The following is a 13603-nucleotide window of genomic DNA, read 5'->3' on the forward strand; positions in this document are numbered from 1 at the left end:
TTACTGATAGTCCTCACCTTCCAGGTAATTATAGAAAGCGGTATTGCAGAAGCGTTCAACCGGTACAACTTCCAGGCCGTCGGAGATTTCCGTCAGTTTTTCAACAACCTCATCTTTATCTTCCGGTAAGGTAAATGGATGAATGGAATACGTATCGTTCGTGATTACGCAATCATAGATCTGATGATAATCAGTCTCCGGCATATCTGTTCTGGTTGAAGAATAAAGCGGCTGCCACCAGGATGCATAGATCAGGCCCTTTGCTTCTTCATTTCCTTCATTTTTCTTTGCGTACGTCTTGATTACTTCGTCAAAACGATTCATATCCTCAAGATTGTCGAACTCAAGCTCAAGGTCATATTCTACTGCATATACCAGTGCAAGATCTTCATATTCTTTTACTTCGTAGGTTGGAGTAGCCTCCGGGATCGGACCCCACTCCGGCAGATACTGGTAAATACTAATCTTCGGCTCAAGCTGAACCTTTGCTGTGATATTCTCGCTGTTCAGGAGCCCCATCAGCTGATGTACATGTTTGATATCAGAATGACCGTACTGTAAGGTCAGTTCCGGTAAAAAGCGGGCACTGTATGCAGCAGATTTTAATCCATATCCGGTGGTTACCTTGTTCTGTACAGCTTCTTTTCCGATCTCTGCCAGTTTGCTGTCATCAAATAAGATAAAGGAATTCCATGCCTGGTCCAGTTTCGCGTAAATGTCTGGATCATTTGACATGCCAAGGTAGTTTCTTGCGTCTCCATTTGCATTGGCAATTGCCATCAGAAGACTGATTTCATCCTCAGCTGTAAAGGCATCTTCTGCAACGACTTTTTTCGCAGTTTCGGAAGTGATGAGGCTGGTATCCAGAGCAGCAGCAACGTATCTGGCATATTCATTCGTCTCATCCATCTTTACCCCATATTGTTCAAGACGATCTTTAATCTTATCTTCCGGATAGCTAAGAGCAAGCTCTTCATAATCAGCAGCAGCCACAGCAGCTTTCACAGCAGAAAACCAGGTCATGTCCCCCTCGACAGCCGGTGCCTCATCTCCTGCTACCTTTTTCAGGTCAGCGGAAAAAGCAGCACTGTCCGGATCTTCTTTGATCTGTACATCGAAAAACTCTGCCAGGTATTCTGCCTCATGGGCATCAGCCTCTTTGGTTTCTTCCTGAGCTGCTTCTGTCTCCTGAGCAGCAGAAGTCTCAGCCGGTTTGGTCTCTGCGCCGGTCGGTGCTGCATCCTTTGCACCACAGCCCCCTACCATCGCGGTTGCGGCCATAGCAGCCATCATTACTGCAAGTTTTTTTCTCATCTCTTCTTCTCCTCTTATATGTATTTATTAGTTTTGCTACTAACTAGCAGCTGATTTATTTACATACATTATAAGCACCTTTTATAGGAAAAGCAAGTACTAATCTTTCTTTTTCTTTGTTTTTCTGTTTTTTGTTTTGTTTTTTTCACCATAGGATGAGGTTTTCTATGTCACAAAAAGATCCCCCGAAAAATCGAAGGGATCTTTCTAGGAGAGCTGAATTGGAATCCGAGCTTCCAGTTTGCAAGTTTAAGTTCTGATTTAGCTAATCACTTGCAAAAGTAAATTCTGGCAAATCAAAATATCATGATTTTTATGGACGTTAGTTTTGCAAAGTTCTTCAAAACTGGAATTTACTATTAGAAACAAGTTGTTTTATGCTTCATATGCTGATATACCCTTGAATAATGTACTGTTTCACTTCAAATACGTGACCGCAGCAACAACACTTAAGCTTTCGCATAACAACAATTCCCGGCTCGCCCAGAAGTAACTCCAAGGATGATTTTCCCTCACTGGCTGCCACATACGCGTCCATCTTCGCCTGTTCCTCATCCGTCAGCTGAATATGCCACCAATTATGTTCCTCATGGCACTTGGGACACGGCTGGTTGATTTTGTAAAGTCTTCCCATAGTCTGATCTCCTTTCGATTTTTTCTGCCCAACTATATCATCATCGAATTCGAATTTCCAATTAGCGGTTTCTGCGGATAACGTTTTGAGTCAAATTTTCGCTCAGACGTTCCTGCCTGAAATCATAAAGCGCTTTATCATAATTCCGGTTTTGGAATTCTTGTGACCCAATCCATTCCGTGTTTATAACCCACTTCAGTACACTATTTTTGAAATTTCCAAAATGGAGCGATTTTAAAAAGTAAGTTTTGAGTTAGGTTTTGAACTCTTTCAGACCGAAATCCTTCTTACCATGAAAAATGGCTACGGAATTGCTTCCGCAGCCGTTGTGCCTGAAAACCGTACCTTGGCACCGTGATCCCTCACAGGTTTTTTACAGGGTGATTTGAAAATCTGCATGATATGCTTTTCCAAAGCCGTCTCCATGAACCGAAACACATAACCCGATAACAAATAACCGATAAGCGATGACAATGAACCGTAACCACTCGTAATTTTTTGTTAGAAGTATGCCCTGTACGGAAATTCTACTTAGATATCCACCTCAAACAGCACCGTCTGATTATAACGATCCAGTGCAATCTGCATTTCCATGATCGTATTGGAGATGCGGTCATATTCCTGCCGGATCAGTTCCGGATCGTAGTTGATATACTTATACTCCGGTGCCGAACCAGAAGAACCGAAGGAGTTGCCATAGACTCGCGTTTTTGGAAGTCTCTTGCGCATATCGTCAAGCACCGTCTTTCTCTTGTTGAGCTGCGCCATCCGGATTAGGATGCCGTCAATGCTCATTTCCTGAGCGCCGACCTGCACTTTTGCGGTGGCATTGGTCAGATTCAATGTGTGCTTGATAGTAAGGATCTTCCTGTCAATCTCATCAATCGTATTCGCAACAGTCATGTAATCATATTCCGGAACGACTGGTTCCTCGTTGACCGCAGCCACGTAAGTACTGGATGTCGATTCCTTGTTTACCCAGAATGCCTTGTCTTCTTCTAGGCTTCTCAGCATCTTATTTGCATAAGCCGATGTAATTTTCTGCATGATTTTCGCCTCCCACAATGTTCTTATCAATATAAATAAAAATGATCTCAGTCCCACAGCTCCCAGAGATATCTGGTAAAAAGCTTCATTCCTTCTTTCATACACCGATCTCGGTATGCTGCCAGTTCCTTCTCCGCTGCAAACCATTGGTCCAATATTTCCTTGTATTCCGGCACATCGGACATGGTATGCACACAGTAATAACCTTTATCTTTTTCCTGCTCTTTTTCTTCTTCGGTTTTCAGCTTTTCACCAAACATCCCGTATTTCCGGGTGAAAGCCTCTCTTGCCTGATCATATGCTTCTTCATATGGATTTTTCCGGTGACAGGTTTCCTCGTTTGCCTCCCGAAATAGAAATTCCATATGTTCTAGGATCCGGTTCCATTTCCGCACATTCTCTTCTTCGGTTCCTGTGAAAGATCCCGGATATCCATGACCGTTGATACGTAGATCGTTGAGCATATTGGGGATGATAACAAGAAACCACTGGTCAATCGCCCAGGCATCACGGTAGCAGTATCCGTAACGCAATCTCTGACAGATGCAGATGATATCTTCTTTCCAACGTTTTATCCATCCCAAGGGGAAAACGTGAATCGGTCCGTAAGTAAGAAAAACAGGATATTCCGGTTTGCGCATCTTACTTTTCCGTTTCTTTCGCAGAATATCATTTAACATAAATTTATGTTCCGATTCCATGTTTCACCGTCCTCTCCTCTATCATTTGTTTCTGATCCGATTGTAAATCATACGGCAACGGATGTCATTCAACCATCGGTTTAAAATTCCCCATAAACGAGGAATATCCCCGTCAATGACGAGGATATCTTCAATCGTAGTATGCAATAATCTACTTAAAATAATGAAGTTGTCGATGCTGGGTAACGATTTACCGGACAGCCATTTGTAAATGGCCTGCGGATTTTCAAACCCGAAAGCTCCCTGGATTTCCCGAATCGTATACCCTTGTTCCAAAAGCAGTCTTCTTATGCGTTCCCCTGTCTCTTCCGGCTGGATTGACAAATACATTGGTTCCATACTTTGCACCTCCATGATTCAGGACCGTGTTTCTTGATAACGTAAATATTCTACCACGGAAAGGACAGACCCACCAGTACCAATCATACTATAGCAGTAGGGAATGTAGGGTTTTTCCTACCACTATTATATGATCTTTTAAAAAAATATCAATATATATACTTATTGCTTTGATACAACACTTCTCAATAAACAAATTGCGTTCGTTGCAATTAGCGTATTCCAACCTTGTAACTCGTTTTATTTCACTATTTTTGAAATTTACAAAATGGAGCGCTTTTAAAAAGTAAGTTTTGAGTTGAAAGGAAAACACTTTATCAGCCTTGTTCGCGATAGATGGGAAAACACAGATTTCAAGTTTTTCTCTCTTATTCGCGATAAAAGGGAAAAACCATTTGCAGGTTTTTCCCTTTCTGTTCGTGATATAAAAGGAATGAAACAAAAATCTATTACAATTCCTCCACATTCTCAACTACTTTTCCGTCTCTCCAGATGCGCTCCAGATCATAAAACAGTCTGTCATCGCGGGAGAAAATGTGTACGATCAGATCGCCGTAATCCATCAGGATCCATCCGGCAGTCTGATAGCCCTCGATCTGACGGCACTCATGACCGGCTTTGCCGAGTTCTTCCTCTACATTATCTGCCATTGCCTTTACCTGGCTGGCGTTGCTTCCGTCTGCGATGACAAAGTAATCAGCCAGTACAGATACTCCATGAATATCAATGACGCGAATATCTTCGCCTTTTTTATCTTCCAGCGCCTTTACGGCAAGTTTGGTCAGCTCTTTTGCTTCCACGGGGATTATCCTCCTCATTATTTTATTTAAATCCTGTTAATGTGTCTATTGATGAACATGACGTTCATGATAGTATTCCCAGGTCTGTTCGGTTGTATCATCCTCTGCCGTGCCCGTTTCCTTTAAATAATTGCGGGTGCTGTCCAGAATCTGATACAGCGCTTCGTCCAGATCTTCAAATGCAAGACGGCGGAGCTTCGGCAGATTTGGCGCCTTATCACGGCGCGGTTCGATGTAATCGGCTACGTACAGGATCTTGTCTAACAGGGACATCGCCGGTTTTCCGGTCGTATGGCAGGCGATTGCAGATAAGACCTCTGGATCGGTAATACCATACTTGTGTTCTGCCATCCATGCGCCTAATTTTGCATGAATCACAGCCGGAGCCCGCAGTTCACCTTCAGTCAGTTCAATGCCATGCTCCTGGCATTTGCAGATGATAGTCGCATCATCATAGCGCTTTGCACAGTCGTGGAGAAGTCCAGCCATCTCCGCCTGATCCAGATTGGCACTGTAACGCATTGCCAGAGCCATACATGTGTATGAAACACCCAGCGTATGTTCATAGCGCATCGGGTTCAATTTCTTTTTCAAATGCTTCCGTATCTCTGTAATTCTTTCGTCCATTACACATTTACCTCCTGATACAAGCCGTGCTGTTCGATATATTGACAGACTTCCTTCGGCACCAGGGAACGAACGTCTGCTGCGTGTCCTGCCCGGAAAGCCGCGCGGATCTCCGCCGAAGCGACATCCATTTCACGGCAGTGAAGACGCAGAATATGCGCCTGATATTTCTGGTTTAAATAGGAAATCTGCTCATCCAGCGAACGATCCGCCTCCTCATGCTCTCTTGCTGCCGCCAAAAATGTGACGGCTGGAAGAACATATTCGGGATGATACCATTTTTCAATGTCCATAATTGAGTCTGCGCCCGCGATAAAGAAAAATTCAACATCCGGATATTCTTCTTTCAATAAGCGAAGCGTGTCTGCTGTGTAGGTATTTCCGCCGGTTCTGCGAAGTTCAAAATCAGACAGCTTAAAATAAGGATACGGCGCGATCGCAGCTGCAGTCATTGCCAAACGGTCCTTTGCCGCTGTGATCGTATGATCCTTTTTATGCGGCGGGATCCTGGAGGGCATATACCAGATGCAGTCAAGATCATATTCTTCATACGCCTGTCTTCCCAACATGATATGTCCATTATGGATCGGGTCAAATGTTCCCCCCATAATACCGATCTTTTTCATCGTCATCCGTATCCTTTCTGTCAGAGATTCATTCGCAGAATGCAGCTCCTTTATTTTGGCAGAACGATCTTACGTTTCTTCTCGTCCTTTGCCTCTTTATAAAGAACAATTTTCTTGCCGATTACCTGTACTACCTGTGCGTGGGTACGCTCAGCCAGAACGGCTGCCAGCTCATTGCCGTCATCGACGCAGTTCTTCAGAATATTCAGTTTAATTAACTCGCGGGCCTCCAGCGCCTCTGCCACAGCAGCGGTCAGTTCTGGCGTCAGGCTGGATTTGCCGATCTGGAAGATCGGATCCATGGTCATCGCGAGACCTTTTAAATAAGCTCTCTGTTTGCTTGTCATAAAATCTATCTCCTGTTAAAATTCAAACTCAGATCCAGTGTGGATTTCTGAGTTTGAAATATTGTAAATGTGTAACTATTCAGTAGATCTGCGCATTTACTGCGCTGACCGTACGAAAACATGGGCCAGCAGGCAAAAATCCCATTGCCGTAGGCAATTTTTAATGGATTTTTGCTCGTGACTGTGAAGGTACTGAACAGTTACGTAAATGTCAATTATTTATAGTAATCAAATTCAAGACCATACATACGAACTGTATCGCCCTCTTCGATGCCAGCTTCTTCCAGCTCAGCCAGAATACCGCTGTCCTTTAAGAATTTCTGGAAGAACTGGAAGCCCTTCTCAGAATCAAGGTTTGTGTAACCGAGCATCTTCTCGATCTTCGGTCCTTCTACCACATAAATACCATCTTCATTGCGTTCCACGGTATACGGAAGATTCTCGCCCTGATACTGGTATTCAAATTCTTTTTCGAAAATAACTGGCTTGCGGTCAACCGTTTTCAGCAGATCATTTACATGGTAAAGGAGCTCTTTTACACCCTGCCCGGTAACTGCAGAAATGGCAAATACCTGGATGCCTTCCGGCTCAAATTCGCGTTTTAAGCGCTCTACCGGGTCTTCCCAGTCCTCTTCGCCAGTATTGTAAATCGAATCTACCTTGTTGGCAGCAATCACCTGCGGACGCTCTAAAAGCGACGGATTATATGCTTTTAACTCCGCATTGATGGTGCGGATATCCTCAACCGGATCACGCCCCTCGACGGATGCCGCATCCACAACATGCACGAGAACCTTGGTTCTCTCGATATGGCGCAGGAAATCATGTCCCAGACCGATTCCTTGGGAAGCACCCTCGATGAGTCCCGGAATATCTGCCATGACAAAGCCTTGTCCATCCTGTAGATCAACCACACCAAGATGCGGGTTCAGCGTCGTGAAATGGTAATTGGCGATCTTCGGACGCGCATTGGAAACGCGTGAAAGCAAGGTCGATTTACCGACGTTCGGGAAACCAACCAGACCAACATCGGCAATTACCTTTAATTCCAGCTGTACCCAGAGTTCCTGTGCCGGCTGTCCCGGCTGTGCATACTTCGGAACCTGCATCGTCGAGGTCGCAAAGTGCATATTTCCAAGACCGCCCTTGCCGCCTTTTAAAATCACTTCTCGGCGGTTCTCGCCGGACATATCCGCGACTACCTTACCGGATTCAAAATCCTTGATAACGGTTCCTTCCGGAACCTTGACAATCAGATCCTCGCCGTCTGCTCCGTGACAGCGGCGCTTTCCGCCCTGCTCTCCGTCGCCAGCCACATATTTGCGGACATGACGGAAATCGGTCAGGGTATTCAGTCCGTCGTCCACTTCAAAAATGACATCGCCGCCGCGACCGCCATCGCCGCCGTCCGGACCGCCAGCAGCTACGAAAAGTTCCCGGCGGAAGCTGACATGACCGTCGCCGCCTTTTCCGGATCTGATATAAATTTTTGCACTGTCGGCAAACATAAATACCTCCTTCTGATCTGAAAAAAGCTCCATACAATCCGTATGGAGCTTCTTTATAATTATTCGTTAATTGTTCTCGGGTAAACAGAAACCTGCTTTTTGTCTCTGCCCTTTCTTTCAAACTTTACGACGCCGTCAACCATAGCGAATAATGTATCATCTCCACCGCGTCCTACGTTCACACCTGGATGAATCTTGGTTCCGCGCTGTCTGTAAAGAATGTTGCCAGCTAATACGAACTGTCCGTCTGCTCTCTTCGCACCAAGTCTCTTGGACTCAGAATCACGACCGTTCTTTGTGGAACCAACACCTTTTTTATGAGCGAATAACTGAAGGTTCATTTTAAACATGCGTTACACCTCCCTGAATCGAATTTTAATGTATTTATCTCCATAACTCTCCGCGATATCGGTAAGTCCAAGTATCAGCGAATCCATCAGGAGTTTTGATTCCGCACTTACAGTACCGGTAAAATGAAAAATAAACTGACCTGTCTTTTCATCCACACTGCCCTTAAAACCGTCATCGGTAAATTTCTCCACCGAATTAGCCATATTGACAGTCAGAACGGATACAGCTGCACAGACAATATCTTTGCCGTACTCATCATATCCAGCATGTCCCTTTACTTCCACTCCCGTGGTACATCCCTTGGAATCGGAGTATACGTCTACTTGAATCATTTCAATTAAGCGTTGATCTTTTCGATCTTAACTTCTGTAAAGAGCTGTCTGTGACCATTTTTCTTATGGTAGCCAGTTTTTCTCTTATACTTGTAAACGATAACTTTTTTGCCTTTGCCTTCTTTAACAACTGTTGCGGATACAGTAGCACCCTCTACAGTCGGGCATCCGATCTTCATCTCACCGTTGTTAACAGCCAGAACCTGATCGAAAGTAACAGCTTCACCTGCAGCAGCACCGAGTCTCTCAACTTTGATTACATCGCCCTCGGCAACCTTATACTGCTTACCACCTGTTGCAATAATCGCGTACATCTGATGGCACCTCCTATTATCATTACTCGCCAGCTATGGCGGCTTGCGCACTTTTAGCCTCGCTGTGCGGCACACTTAGATATTCTATCATCGGAATATGGATCTGTCAACGGTTTTTTCTTGAATTTGGGAGAAAATTTCAAACCAGTGTTACGGATAAAGCTGCTTTTTCCAAGTCCTCATAAGTACCGCCAAATTGTTCAACCCTTTTGCCTCTGTAAAATAAGCAGAAAAAAAGCTGGAAGTCCTGATCAACTTCATTTTTCAGTATTTACCAGAAAGAATGGTGAGGATCTCCTTTTACTATTTATTTCACTCAGCCAGAGCTGCAAACTGCTTTCCAATCTCCACCAGTATCTCCGCCGTCTTCTGAAGCGAATCCACCGGAATAAATTCATATTTTCCATGATAGTTATATCCGCCGGTGCAGAGATTCGGGCACGGGAGCCCCATGTAGGAGAGGCGGGCGCCGTCGGTGCCGCCGCGGATCGGAACGACCTCCGGCTCGATGCCGCAGGCTGCCATCGCCTCTTTGGCGGTATCGATCAGGTACATGCACGGCTCAATTTTTTCTTTCATGTTGTAGTAGCTGTCCGTTACTTCGGCGATCACGGTGCCCTTACCGTATTTGCGGTTCAGAAAATCGGCGGCTTCGGCGAAAAATTTCTTTTTCTGTTCAAATTTTTCATGGTCGTGATCGCGGATGATATAATTTAACTGCGCCTCTTCTACATTTCCGCTCATTTCATCCAGATGATAGAATCCCTCGTAACCCTCTGTGTACATCGGATTTTCGAAGACCGGCAGCAGGCTTTGAAATTCCATTCCGATGAGAATGGCATTTTTCATCTTGAGCTTCGCATCGCCCGGATGGATGCTGGCTCCCTGAATCCGGACTTTGCCGGAAGCGGCGTTGAAATTTTCATATTCGATCTCGCCGATCGGACCGCCGTCTACCGTATAAGCAACCGCTGCACCGAAGTCTTTCACATCGAAACGATCCGCGCCGCGTCCGATCTCCTCGTCCGGCGTAAATCCAATGCAGATCTCGCCGTGCGGGATCTCCGGGTGGCTCAGGAAATATTCTGCCATCGTCATGATCTCCGCCACGCCTGCCTTATCGTCGGCGCCCAGAAGCGTGGTTCCATCGGTTACGATCAGATCCTGACCTTTTAAGTCGGCTAAAAACGGAAATTCTGAAACTTTCATGACAATTTGTTTTTCTGCATTTAATACGATATCTTTGCCGTCATATGCCTGGACGATGCGCGGCTTTACGTTTGTTCCGGTTAAGGACGGCGCGGTGTCCATGTGGGAAATGAAGCCAAGTGCCGGGATGGTAGCTTTCTGCCCAACGTCGGATGCACCGTGAGCAGACGCAGTGCTAAAAGAAGCTTCCGCTTCTTGCGGTGCAGAGGTACTGTCAGTATTATCCGGAATGCGTGCAAACAAGTATCCGTACTTGCTCATCCGCACATCGGATGCACCCATTTCTTCCAGCTCGCGTTTCAGCTCATTGGCTAACAGAAGCTGTTTTTTTGTGCTCGGGCAGGTGTCATATGCCTCGTCTGACTGCGTATCATATGATACATATTTCAAAAAACGTTCTACGGCTGTTGTCATGAAAAATCATCCTCTCTTTCTCCTAAATCCCGGCTCAGCGGTTCCAGATAATGGACTAATATATCCCGGTGGCTTTTGATGCGCCACGTTTTATCCATTTCCTCATATGTAAAACTCTTTCGTCCGCCCTGCTGCATCCGCTCCCAGTATGCGTCCAGATGGAAAAATGGCAGGTAGTAAAGTTCATCCCTCTGTGAAAAATATATAATTAAGAAAGCAATCCCGCCCTGCTCTTCAAATTCCCGCATAAATGCGACCTGATGCGGATGGACGTTCTGCAGTGGAAATGTATCTGCCGCGCATTCTTTCGCATCAAAGCAGACCGGGACGCCCTGAATCGCGCCGATGTAATCGACGGTACTCTTCTGGTCGAAATACGCCAGCGTGATATGGCGGCTGGTTTTATCGATCGAAACGGGTGTGATCGGCGTCGGGATTTTCTGGATCAATGCCAGCTTTTTCTCACGGTAAAGATCGTTTGTGTGGTTTATCATATCCTCCAGGGTTGAACCACGAAGTCCCCGGCTGTTCCAAGTCCCCATGTTGTTGCTCCTCCACTTATTTTTTTGATTTTTCGCACAATTTAAAATTTACAGGCGATGATTGGCTGGGCGTTTTGGAGCTGATTTCATCATCTCTTCCATCCGTTTCATCTCCGCCGGCATAGGCGCGGTAAATTCTTTGCCCGCCAGATATGAAAGCGGCTCGGAGATCGTTTCCGGCATTACCAGCCGCCACGCATGAAGCATCTGCGAACGGACGCCGAAGCGTTTCTTCACTTCCTCATTGACCCGGGGATCGCCGTACTTCGGATCCCCGGCGATCGGGTGTCCGATGGAAGCCAGGTGGGCGCGGATCTGGTGGGAGCGTCCGGTGATCAGATGAACCTCCAGAAGGGTATATCCATTTCCAGATACCAGCGGTCTGTATGCAGTCCGGATCGGCAGACTTCCAGGGGTCTCCTCTTTTCGGATCGACACCTGATTCGTCTTTTCATTTTTCGTCAGCCATCCCTCGATCCGGGCTTCGCCTTTTACGATTCCCCGCACGACGCAGACATAATATTTTCCCAGACTCCGGTCCTTGATGACCTCAGACATGATCTGCAGTCCCGGCAGGGAACGTCCAGCTGCCACGATGCCGCTTGTGTTGCGGTCGAGGCGGTTGCAGACGGACGGGCGGAAGCACGCCAGTTCCTCTTTCTTTAATTTGCCGGAATCCAGCAGATAGTCAATCAGGTATTCAACCAGCGATTCATCCGTCTCTTTCGCTTTCTGGGACAGCATTCCAGATGGCTTATTGATCAGTAAAATATGTTCGTCCTCGTAGACGATATCGAGCTTTTTCTTTTGAACCTTCTGAATCTTCACTTCCGAAAATTTCTCGATCGTCTCCTCTGCCAGAAACAGCTTGATCTCATCGCCCTCGGTCAGATGTTCGGAACCGTCGCATTTTTTTCCGTTCAGGGTAATATTTTTCTTCCGCATCATTTTATAAATGAAGCTTTTTCCCGCCAGATTCAGATATTTTGCCAGCAGCTTGTCCAGGCGCTGCCCCGCCTCATTTTTAGATACTGTCAGCATCCGCATGGCTGCCGCCTCCCTTTTTTACATCGATAATCCTTTTATTACGCGCACACCGTACTCTACAGTTCCATCGTCCTCATACTCTGACGCCGGTTTCAGGCTGTGAATCCGCTTGTCAAAGGTGCTGCGTGAGGTCACGATTTTCAGGTTCGGATCCAGTTTGTTAGCCTTTAACAGTTCATTTAAACCTGCCTCCGCGCGCTTTACATTCAGCTTTGGATTAATGCAGTACACATAGATGCCGGTCGGGTGAACGACGGTCACATCGGACGGAATCACATCTTCCGGTGTCGTCAGAACCAGATCATAGAGAACTTCAAATTTTTCCTCATACGGCATATATGCCTCATGAAACGCCTGCTCCGGTGTATGGTATTTGAAAATGGCAATCAGCGGGGAAGCGAGATTCGCCGCCGGAAGTACCGTGACGATCGCCATGACCGTCAGAATTTTTTTGACGGAATCATTGTCTGTAAAAGACCGTCCAACCAGCTGTGCGATGATAAATAATGCCAGAAGTGCGATGATAAAAAGCTGTTTCCGCTTGAAATGATTGCGGTAGCCGTAATCGCCTTTTTTTATCTTTTTCACGGTGTAAAAATCCTTTCTATCATGTTTTTATTGAATGATACTAGCTTTTTGTCTGATTTAATGGTTTAACGCCTGCATCGCGCGCAGAATCCACTCATGCGGAACTATCTTGCAGAGCACAAAGAATGCCTTCATCCATACGCCGTAAATCGACACGCTTTTTCCCGCCATACAGTCGCGGATGGCAAGTTTTACAACTTTGTGCGGATCTGCCATCACCAGACGCTTATAAAGAGGAATCTCCCCGGTTGTCTCGGCAATGTCGAAAAATTCGGTTTTGACCGGTCCGGGGCAGACCGCCGTCACGCCGATTCTGCGCGGGCGGAGTTCTTCCCGCAGGGCGCGGCTGTAGCTTAAGACAAATGCCTTGGTTGCCGCATAGATGGCAAATCCCGGCTGCGGCAGAAAGGAGGCTGCTGACGCGAACTGGAGAATCCGGCTGTTTTCGCTCATATAGGGAAGCACCATATGCGTGACCGCGCACAGCGCCTCGCAGTTGAGCTCTACCATTCCCGTTTCATCGTCAAGCGGCAGGTTCCCGACCGTTCCGATTTTACCAAAGCCGGAAGCATTTACTAAAAGCTTTACGTTGGGCTTGCGCGCCGCCAGCTCGTTTTCCAGCGTCTCCCGCTGGGATGCATCCGTCAGATCGATGGCGAAACACCGCGCCGGGATCGGCAGCGTCCGTTCCAGCTCCTGCATCCGGTCCATCCGGCGGGCAATCAGCCAGACTTCCTGAAGTCCCGAAAAGCGATCCGCCAGCTGTCTGGCTGCCTCGCGCCCCATGCCGGAAGAGGCACCTGTAATTATCGCAATTTTCATGAGAAATTCCTCCCGTCTCAAGTATGTACGCTCGGAGTCGT

18 protein-coding genes are annotated in these 13603 nt (G+C 46.5%); all 18 read right to left on the reverse strand.

Annotated features, from left to right (window positions below; all coding sequences use genetic code 11):
• Positions 1-1314: a hypothetical protein gene (locus DW931_RS01735; RefSeq protein ID WP_117795417.1), complete on the reverse strand. Its 1314-nt coding sequence runs from the start codon at positions 1312-1314 to the stop codon at positions 1-3.
• Positions 1315-1696: 382 nt separating this feature from the next.
• On the reverse strand, positions 1697-1948 hold the full coding sequence (locus tag DW931_RS01740; RefSeq protein WP_117795419.1) for a hypothetical protein: 252 nt from the start codon (positions 1946-1948) through the stop codon (positions 1697-1699).
• 531 nt (positions 1949-2479) lie between these two features.
• Positions 2480-2995 carry a hypothetical protein gene (locus tag DW931_RS01745; RefSeq protein WP_106999899.1) on the reverse strand — a complete coding sequence of 172 codons (516 nt, stop codon included), beginning with the start codon at positions 2993-2995 and terminating at the stop codon, positions 2480-2482.
• Positions 2996-3042: 47 nt separating this feature from the next.
• A complete protein-coding gene (locus DW931_RS01750; RefSeq protein WP_147353607.1) occupies positions 3043-3528 on the reverse strand; it encodes a hypothetical protein in 486 nt (161 codons plus the stop codon).
• Positions 3529-3717: 189 nt separating this feature from the next.
• Positions 3718-4035, reverse strand: coding sequence for a helix-turn-helix transcriptional regulator (locus DW931_RS01755; protein ID WP_106999901.1), 318 nt, complete (start codon positions 4033-4035; stop codon positions 3718-3720).
• Between the two features lie 449 nt (positions 4036-4484).
• A complete protein-coding gene (rsfS, locus tag DW931_RS01765) occupies positions 4485-4853 on the reverse strand; it encodes a ribosome silencing factor (RefSeq protein ID WP_106999903.1) in 369 nt (122 codons plus the stop codon).
• A 27-nt stretch (positions 4854-4880) separates the two neighbouring features.
• Positions 4881-5462, reverse strand: coding sequence for a bis(5'-nucleosyl)-tetraphosphatase (symmetrical) YqeK (gene yqeK / locus DW931_RS01770; protein WP_022359429.1), 582 nt, complete (start codon positions 5460-5462; stop codon positions 4881-4883).
• Complete coding sequence (nadD, locus tag DW931_RS01775) at positions 5462-6094, reverse strand: nicotinate-nucleotide adenylyltransferase (RefSeq protein WP_333489805.1); 633 nt, start codon at positions 6092-6094, stop codon at positions 5462-5464. The genes yqeK and nadD overlap by 1 nt, the downstream gene beginning before the upstream one ends.
• A gap of 44 nt (positions 6095-6138) precedes the next feature.
• The gene (yhbY, locus tag DW931_RS01780) at positions 6139-6435 is read right to left on the reverse strand and encodes a ribosome assembly RNA-binding protein YhbY (RefSeq protein ID WP_022359431.1); all 297 of its coding nucleotides are present in this window, start codon (positions 6433-6435) and stop codon (positions 6139-6141) included.
• 215 nt (positions 6436-6650) lie between these two features.
• Entirely contained in the window at positions 6651-7943 is a 1293-nt protein-coding gene (gene obgE, locus DW931_RS01785) for a GTPase ObgE (RefSeq protein WP_118467791.1), read from the reverse strand.
• Positions 7944-8002: 59 nt separating this feature from the next.
• Positions 8003-8293 carry a 50S ribosomal protein L27 gene (rpmA, locus tag DW931_RS01790; protein WP_022359433.1) on the reverse strand — a complete coding sequence of 97 codons (291 nt, stop codon included), beginning with the start codon at positions 8291-8293 and terminating at the stop codon, positions 8003-8005.
• A 3-nt stretch (positions 8294-8296) separates the two neighbouring features.
• Positions 8297-8626 (reverse strand): ribosomal-processing cysteine protease Prp, encoded by a 330-nt coding sequence (locus DW931_RS01795; protein WP_022359434.1) that lies wholly within the window; start codon positions 8624-8626, stop codon positions 8297-8299.
• A gap of 5 nt (positions 8627-8631) precedes the next feature.
• Positions 8632-8940 carry a 50S ribosomal protein L21 gene (rplU, locus tag DW931_RS01800; protein ID WP_106999905.1) on the reverse strand — a complete coding sequence of 103 codons (309 nt, stop codon included), beginning with the start codon at positions 8938-8940 and terminating at the stop codon, positions 8632-8634.
• A 312-nt stretch (positions 8941-9252) separates the two neighbouring features.
• Positions 9253-10563, reverse strand: coding sequence for a peptidase T (gene pepT / locus DW931_RS01805; RefSeq protein ID WP_118482379.1), 1311 nt, complete (start codon positions 10561-10563; stop codon positions 9253-9255).
• On the reverse strand, positions 10560-11105 hold the full coding sequence (locus DW931_RS01810; protein ID WP_022358599.1) for a Holliday junction resolvase RecU: 546 nt from the start codon (positions 11103-11105) through the stop codon (positions 10560-10562). The genes pepT and DW931_RS01810 overlap by 4 nt, the downstream gene beginning before the upstream one ends.
• Before the next feature lie 48 nt (positions 11106-11153).
• On the reverse strand, positions 11154-12152 hold the full coding sequence (locus tag DW931_RS01815; protein ID WP_118482380.1) for an RluA family pseudouridine synthase: 999 nt from the start codon (positions 12150-12152) through the stop codon (positions 11154-11156).
• A gap of 18 nt (positions 12153-12170) precedes the next feature.
• Positions 12171-12740: a hypothetical protein gene (locus tag DW931_RS01820; protein WP_022358597.1), complete on the reverse strand. Its 570-nt coding sequence runs from the start codon at positions 12738-12740 to the stop codon at positions 12171-12173.
• Between the two features lie 57 nt (positions 12741-12797).
• On the reverse strand, positions 12798-13562 hold the full coding sequence (locus tag DW931_RS01825; RefSeq protein WP_118293503.1) for an SDR family NAD(P)-dependent oxidoreductase: 765 nt from the start codon (positions 13560-13562) through the stop codon (positions 12798-12800).
• Between the last annotated feature and the right edge of the window lie 41 nt (positions 13563-13603).

The organism is Clostridium sp. AM43-3BH, from assembly GCF_003479985.1.
Taxonomy (GTDB): Bacteria; Bacillota; Clostridia; order Lachnospirales; family Lachnospiraceae; genus Otoolea; species Otoolea fessa.

Coding starts and splice junctions, on each gene's coding strand:
- yqeK (WP_022359429.1), bottom strand. CDS start 5,462: ATGGACGAAAGAATTACAGAGATACGGAAGCATTTGAAAAAGAAATTG.
- nadD (WP_333489805.1), bottom strand. CDS start 6,094: ATGACGATGAAAAAGATCGGTATTATGGGGGGAACATTTGACCCGATC.
- DW931_RS01745 (WP_106999899.1), bottom strand. CDS start 2,995: ATGCAGAAAATTACATCGGCTTATGCAAATAAGATGCTGAGAAGCCTA.
- DW931_RS01815 (WP_118482380.1), bottom strand. CDS start 12,152: ATGCGGATGCTGACAGTATCTAAAAATGAGGCGGGGCAGCGCCTGGAC.
- DW931_RS01810 (WP_022358599.1), bottom strand. CDS start 11,105: ATGGGGACTTGGAACAGCCGGGGACTTCGTGGTTCAACCCTGGAGGAT.
- DW931_RS01735 (WP_117795417.1), bottom strand. CDS start 1,314: ATGAGAAAAAAACTTGCAGTAATGATGGCTGCTATGGCCGCAACCGCG.
- DW931_RS01825 (WP_118293503.1), bottom strand. CDS start 13,562: ATGAAAATTGCGATAATTACAGGTGCCTCTTCCGGCATGGGGCGCGAG.
- DW931_RS01740 (WP_117795419.1), bottom strand. CDS start 1,948: ATGGGAAGACTTTACAAAATCAACCAGCCGTGTCCCAAGTGCCATGAG.
- DW931_RS01795 (WP_022359434.1), bottom strand. CDS start 8,626: ATGATTCAAGTAGACGTATACTCCGATTCCAAGGGATGTACCACGGGA.
- yhbY (WP_022359431.1), bottom strand. CDS start 6,435: ATGACAAGCAAACAGAGAGCTTATTTAAAAGGTCTCGCGATGACCATG.
- pepT (WP_118482379.1), bottom strand. CDS start 10,563: ATGACAACAGCCGTAGAACGTTTTTTGAAATATGTATCATATGATACG.
- obgE (WP_118467791.1), bottom strand. CDS start 7,943: ATGTTTGCCGACAGTGCAAAAATTTATATCAGATCCGGAAAAGGCGGC.
- rsfS (WP_106999903.1), bottom strand. CDS start 4,853: ATGAGGAGGATAATCCCCGTGGAAGCAAAAGAGCTGACCAAACTTGCC.
- rplU (WP_106999905.1), bottom strand. CDS start 8,940: ATGTACGCGATTATTGCAACAGGTGGTAAGCAGTATAAGGTTGCCGAG.
- rpmA (WP_022359433.1), bottom strand. CDS start 8,293: ATGTTTAAAATGAACCTTCAGTTATTCGCTCATAAAAAAGGTGTTGGT.
- DW931_RS01755 (WP_106999901.1), bottom strand. CDS start 4,035: ATGGAACCAATGTATTTGTCAATCCAGCCGGAAGAGACAGGGGAACGC.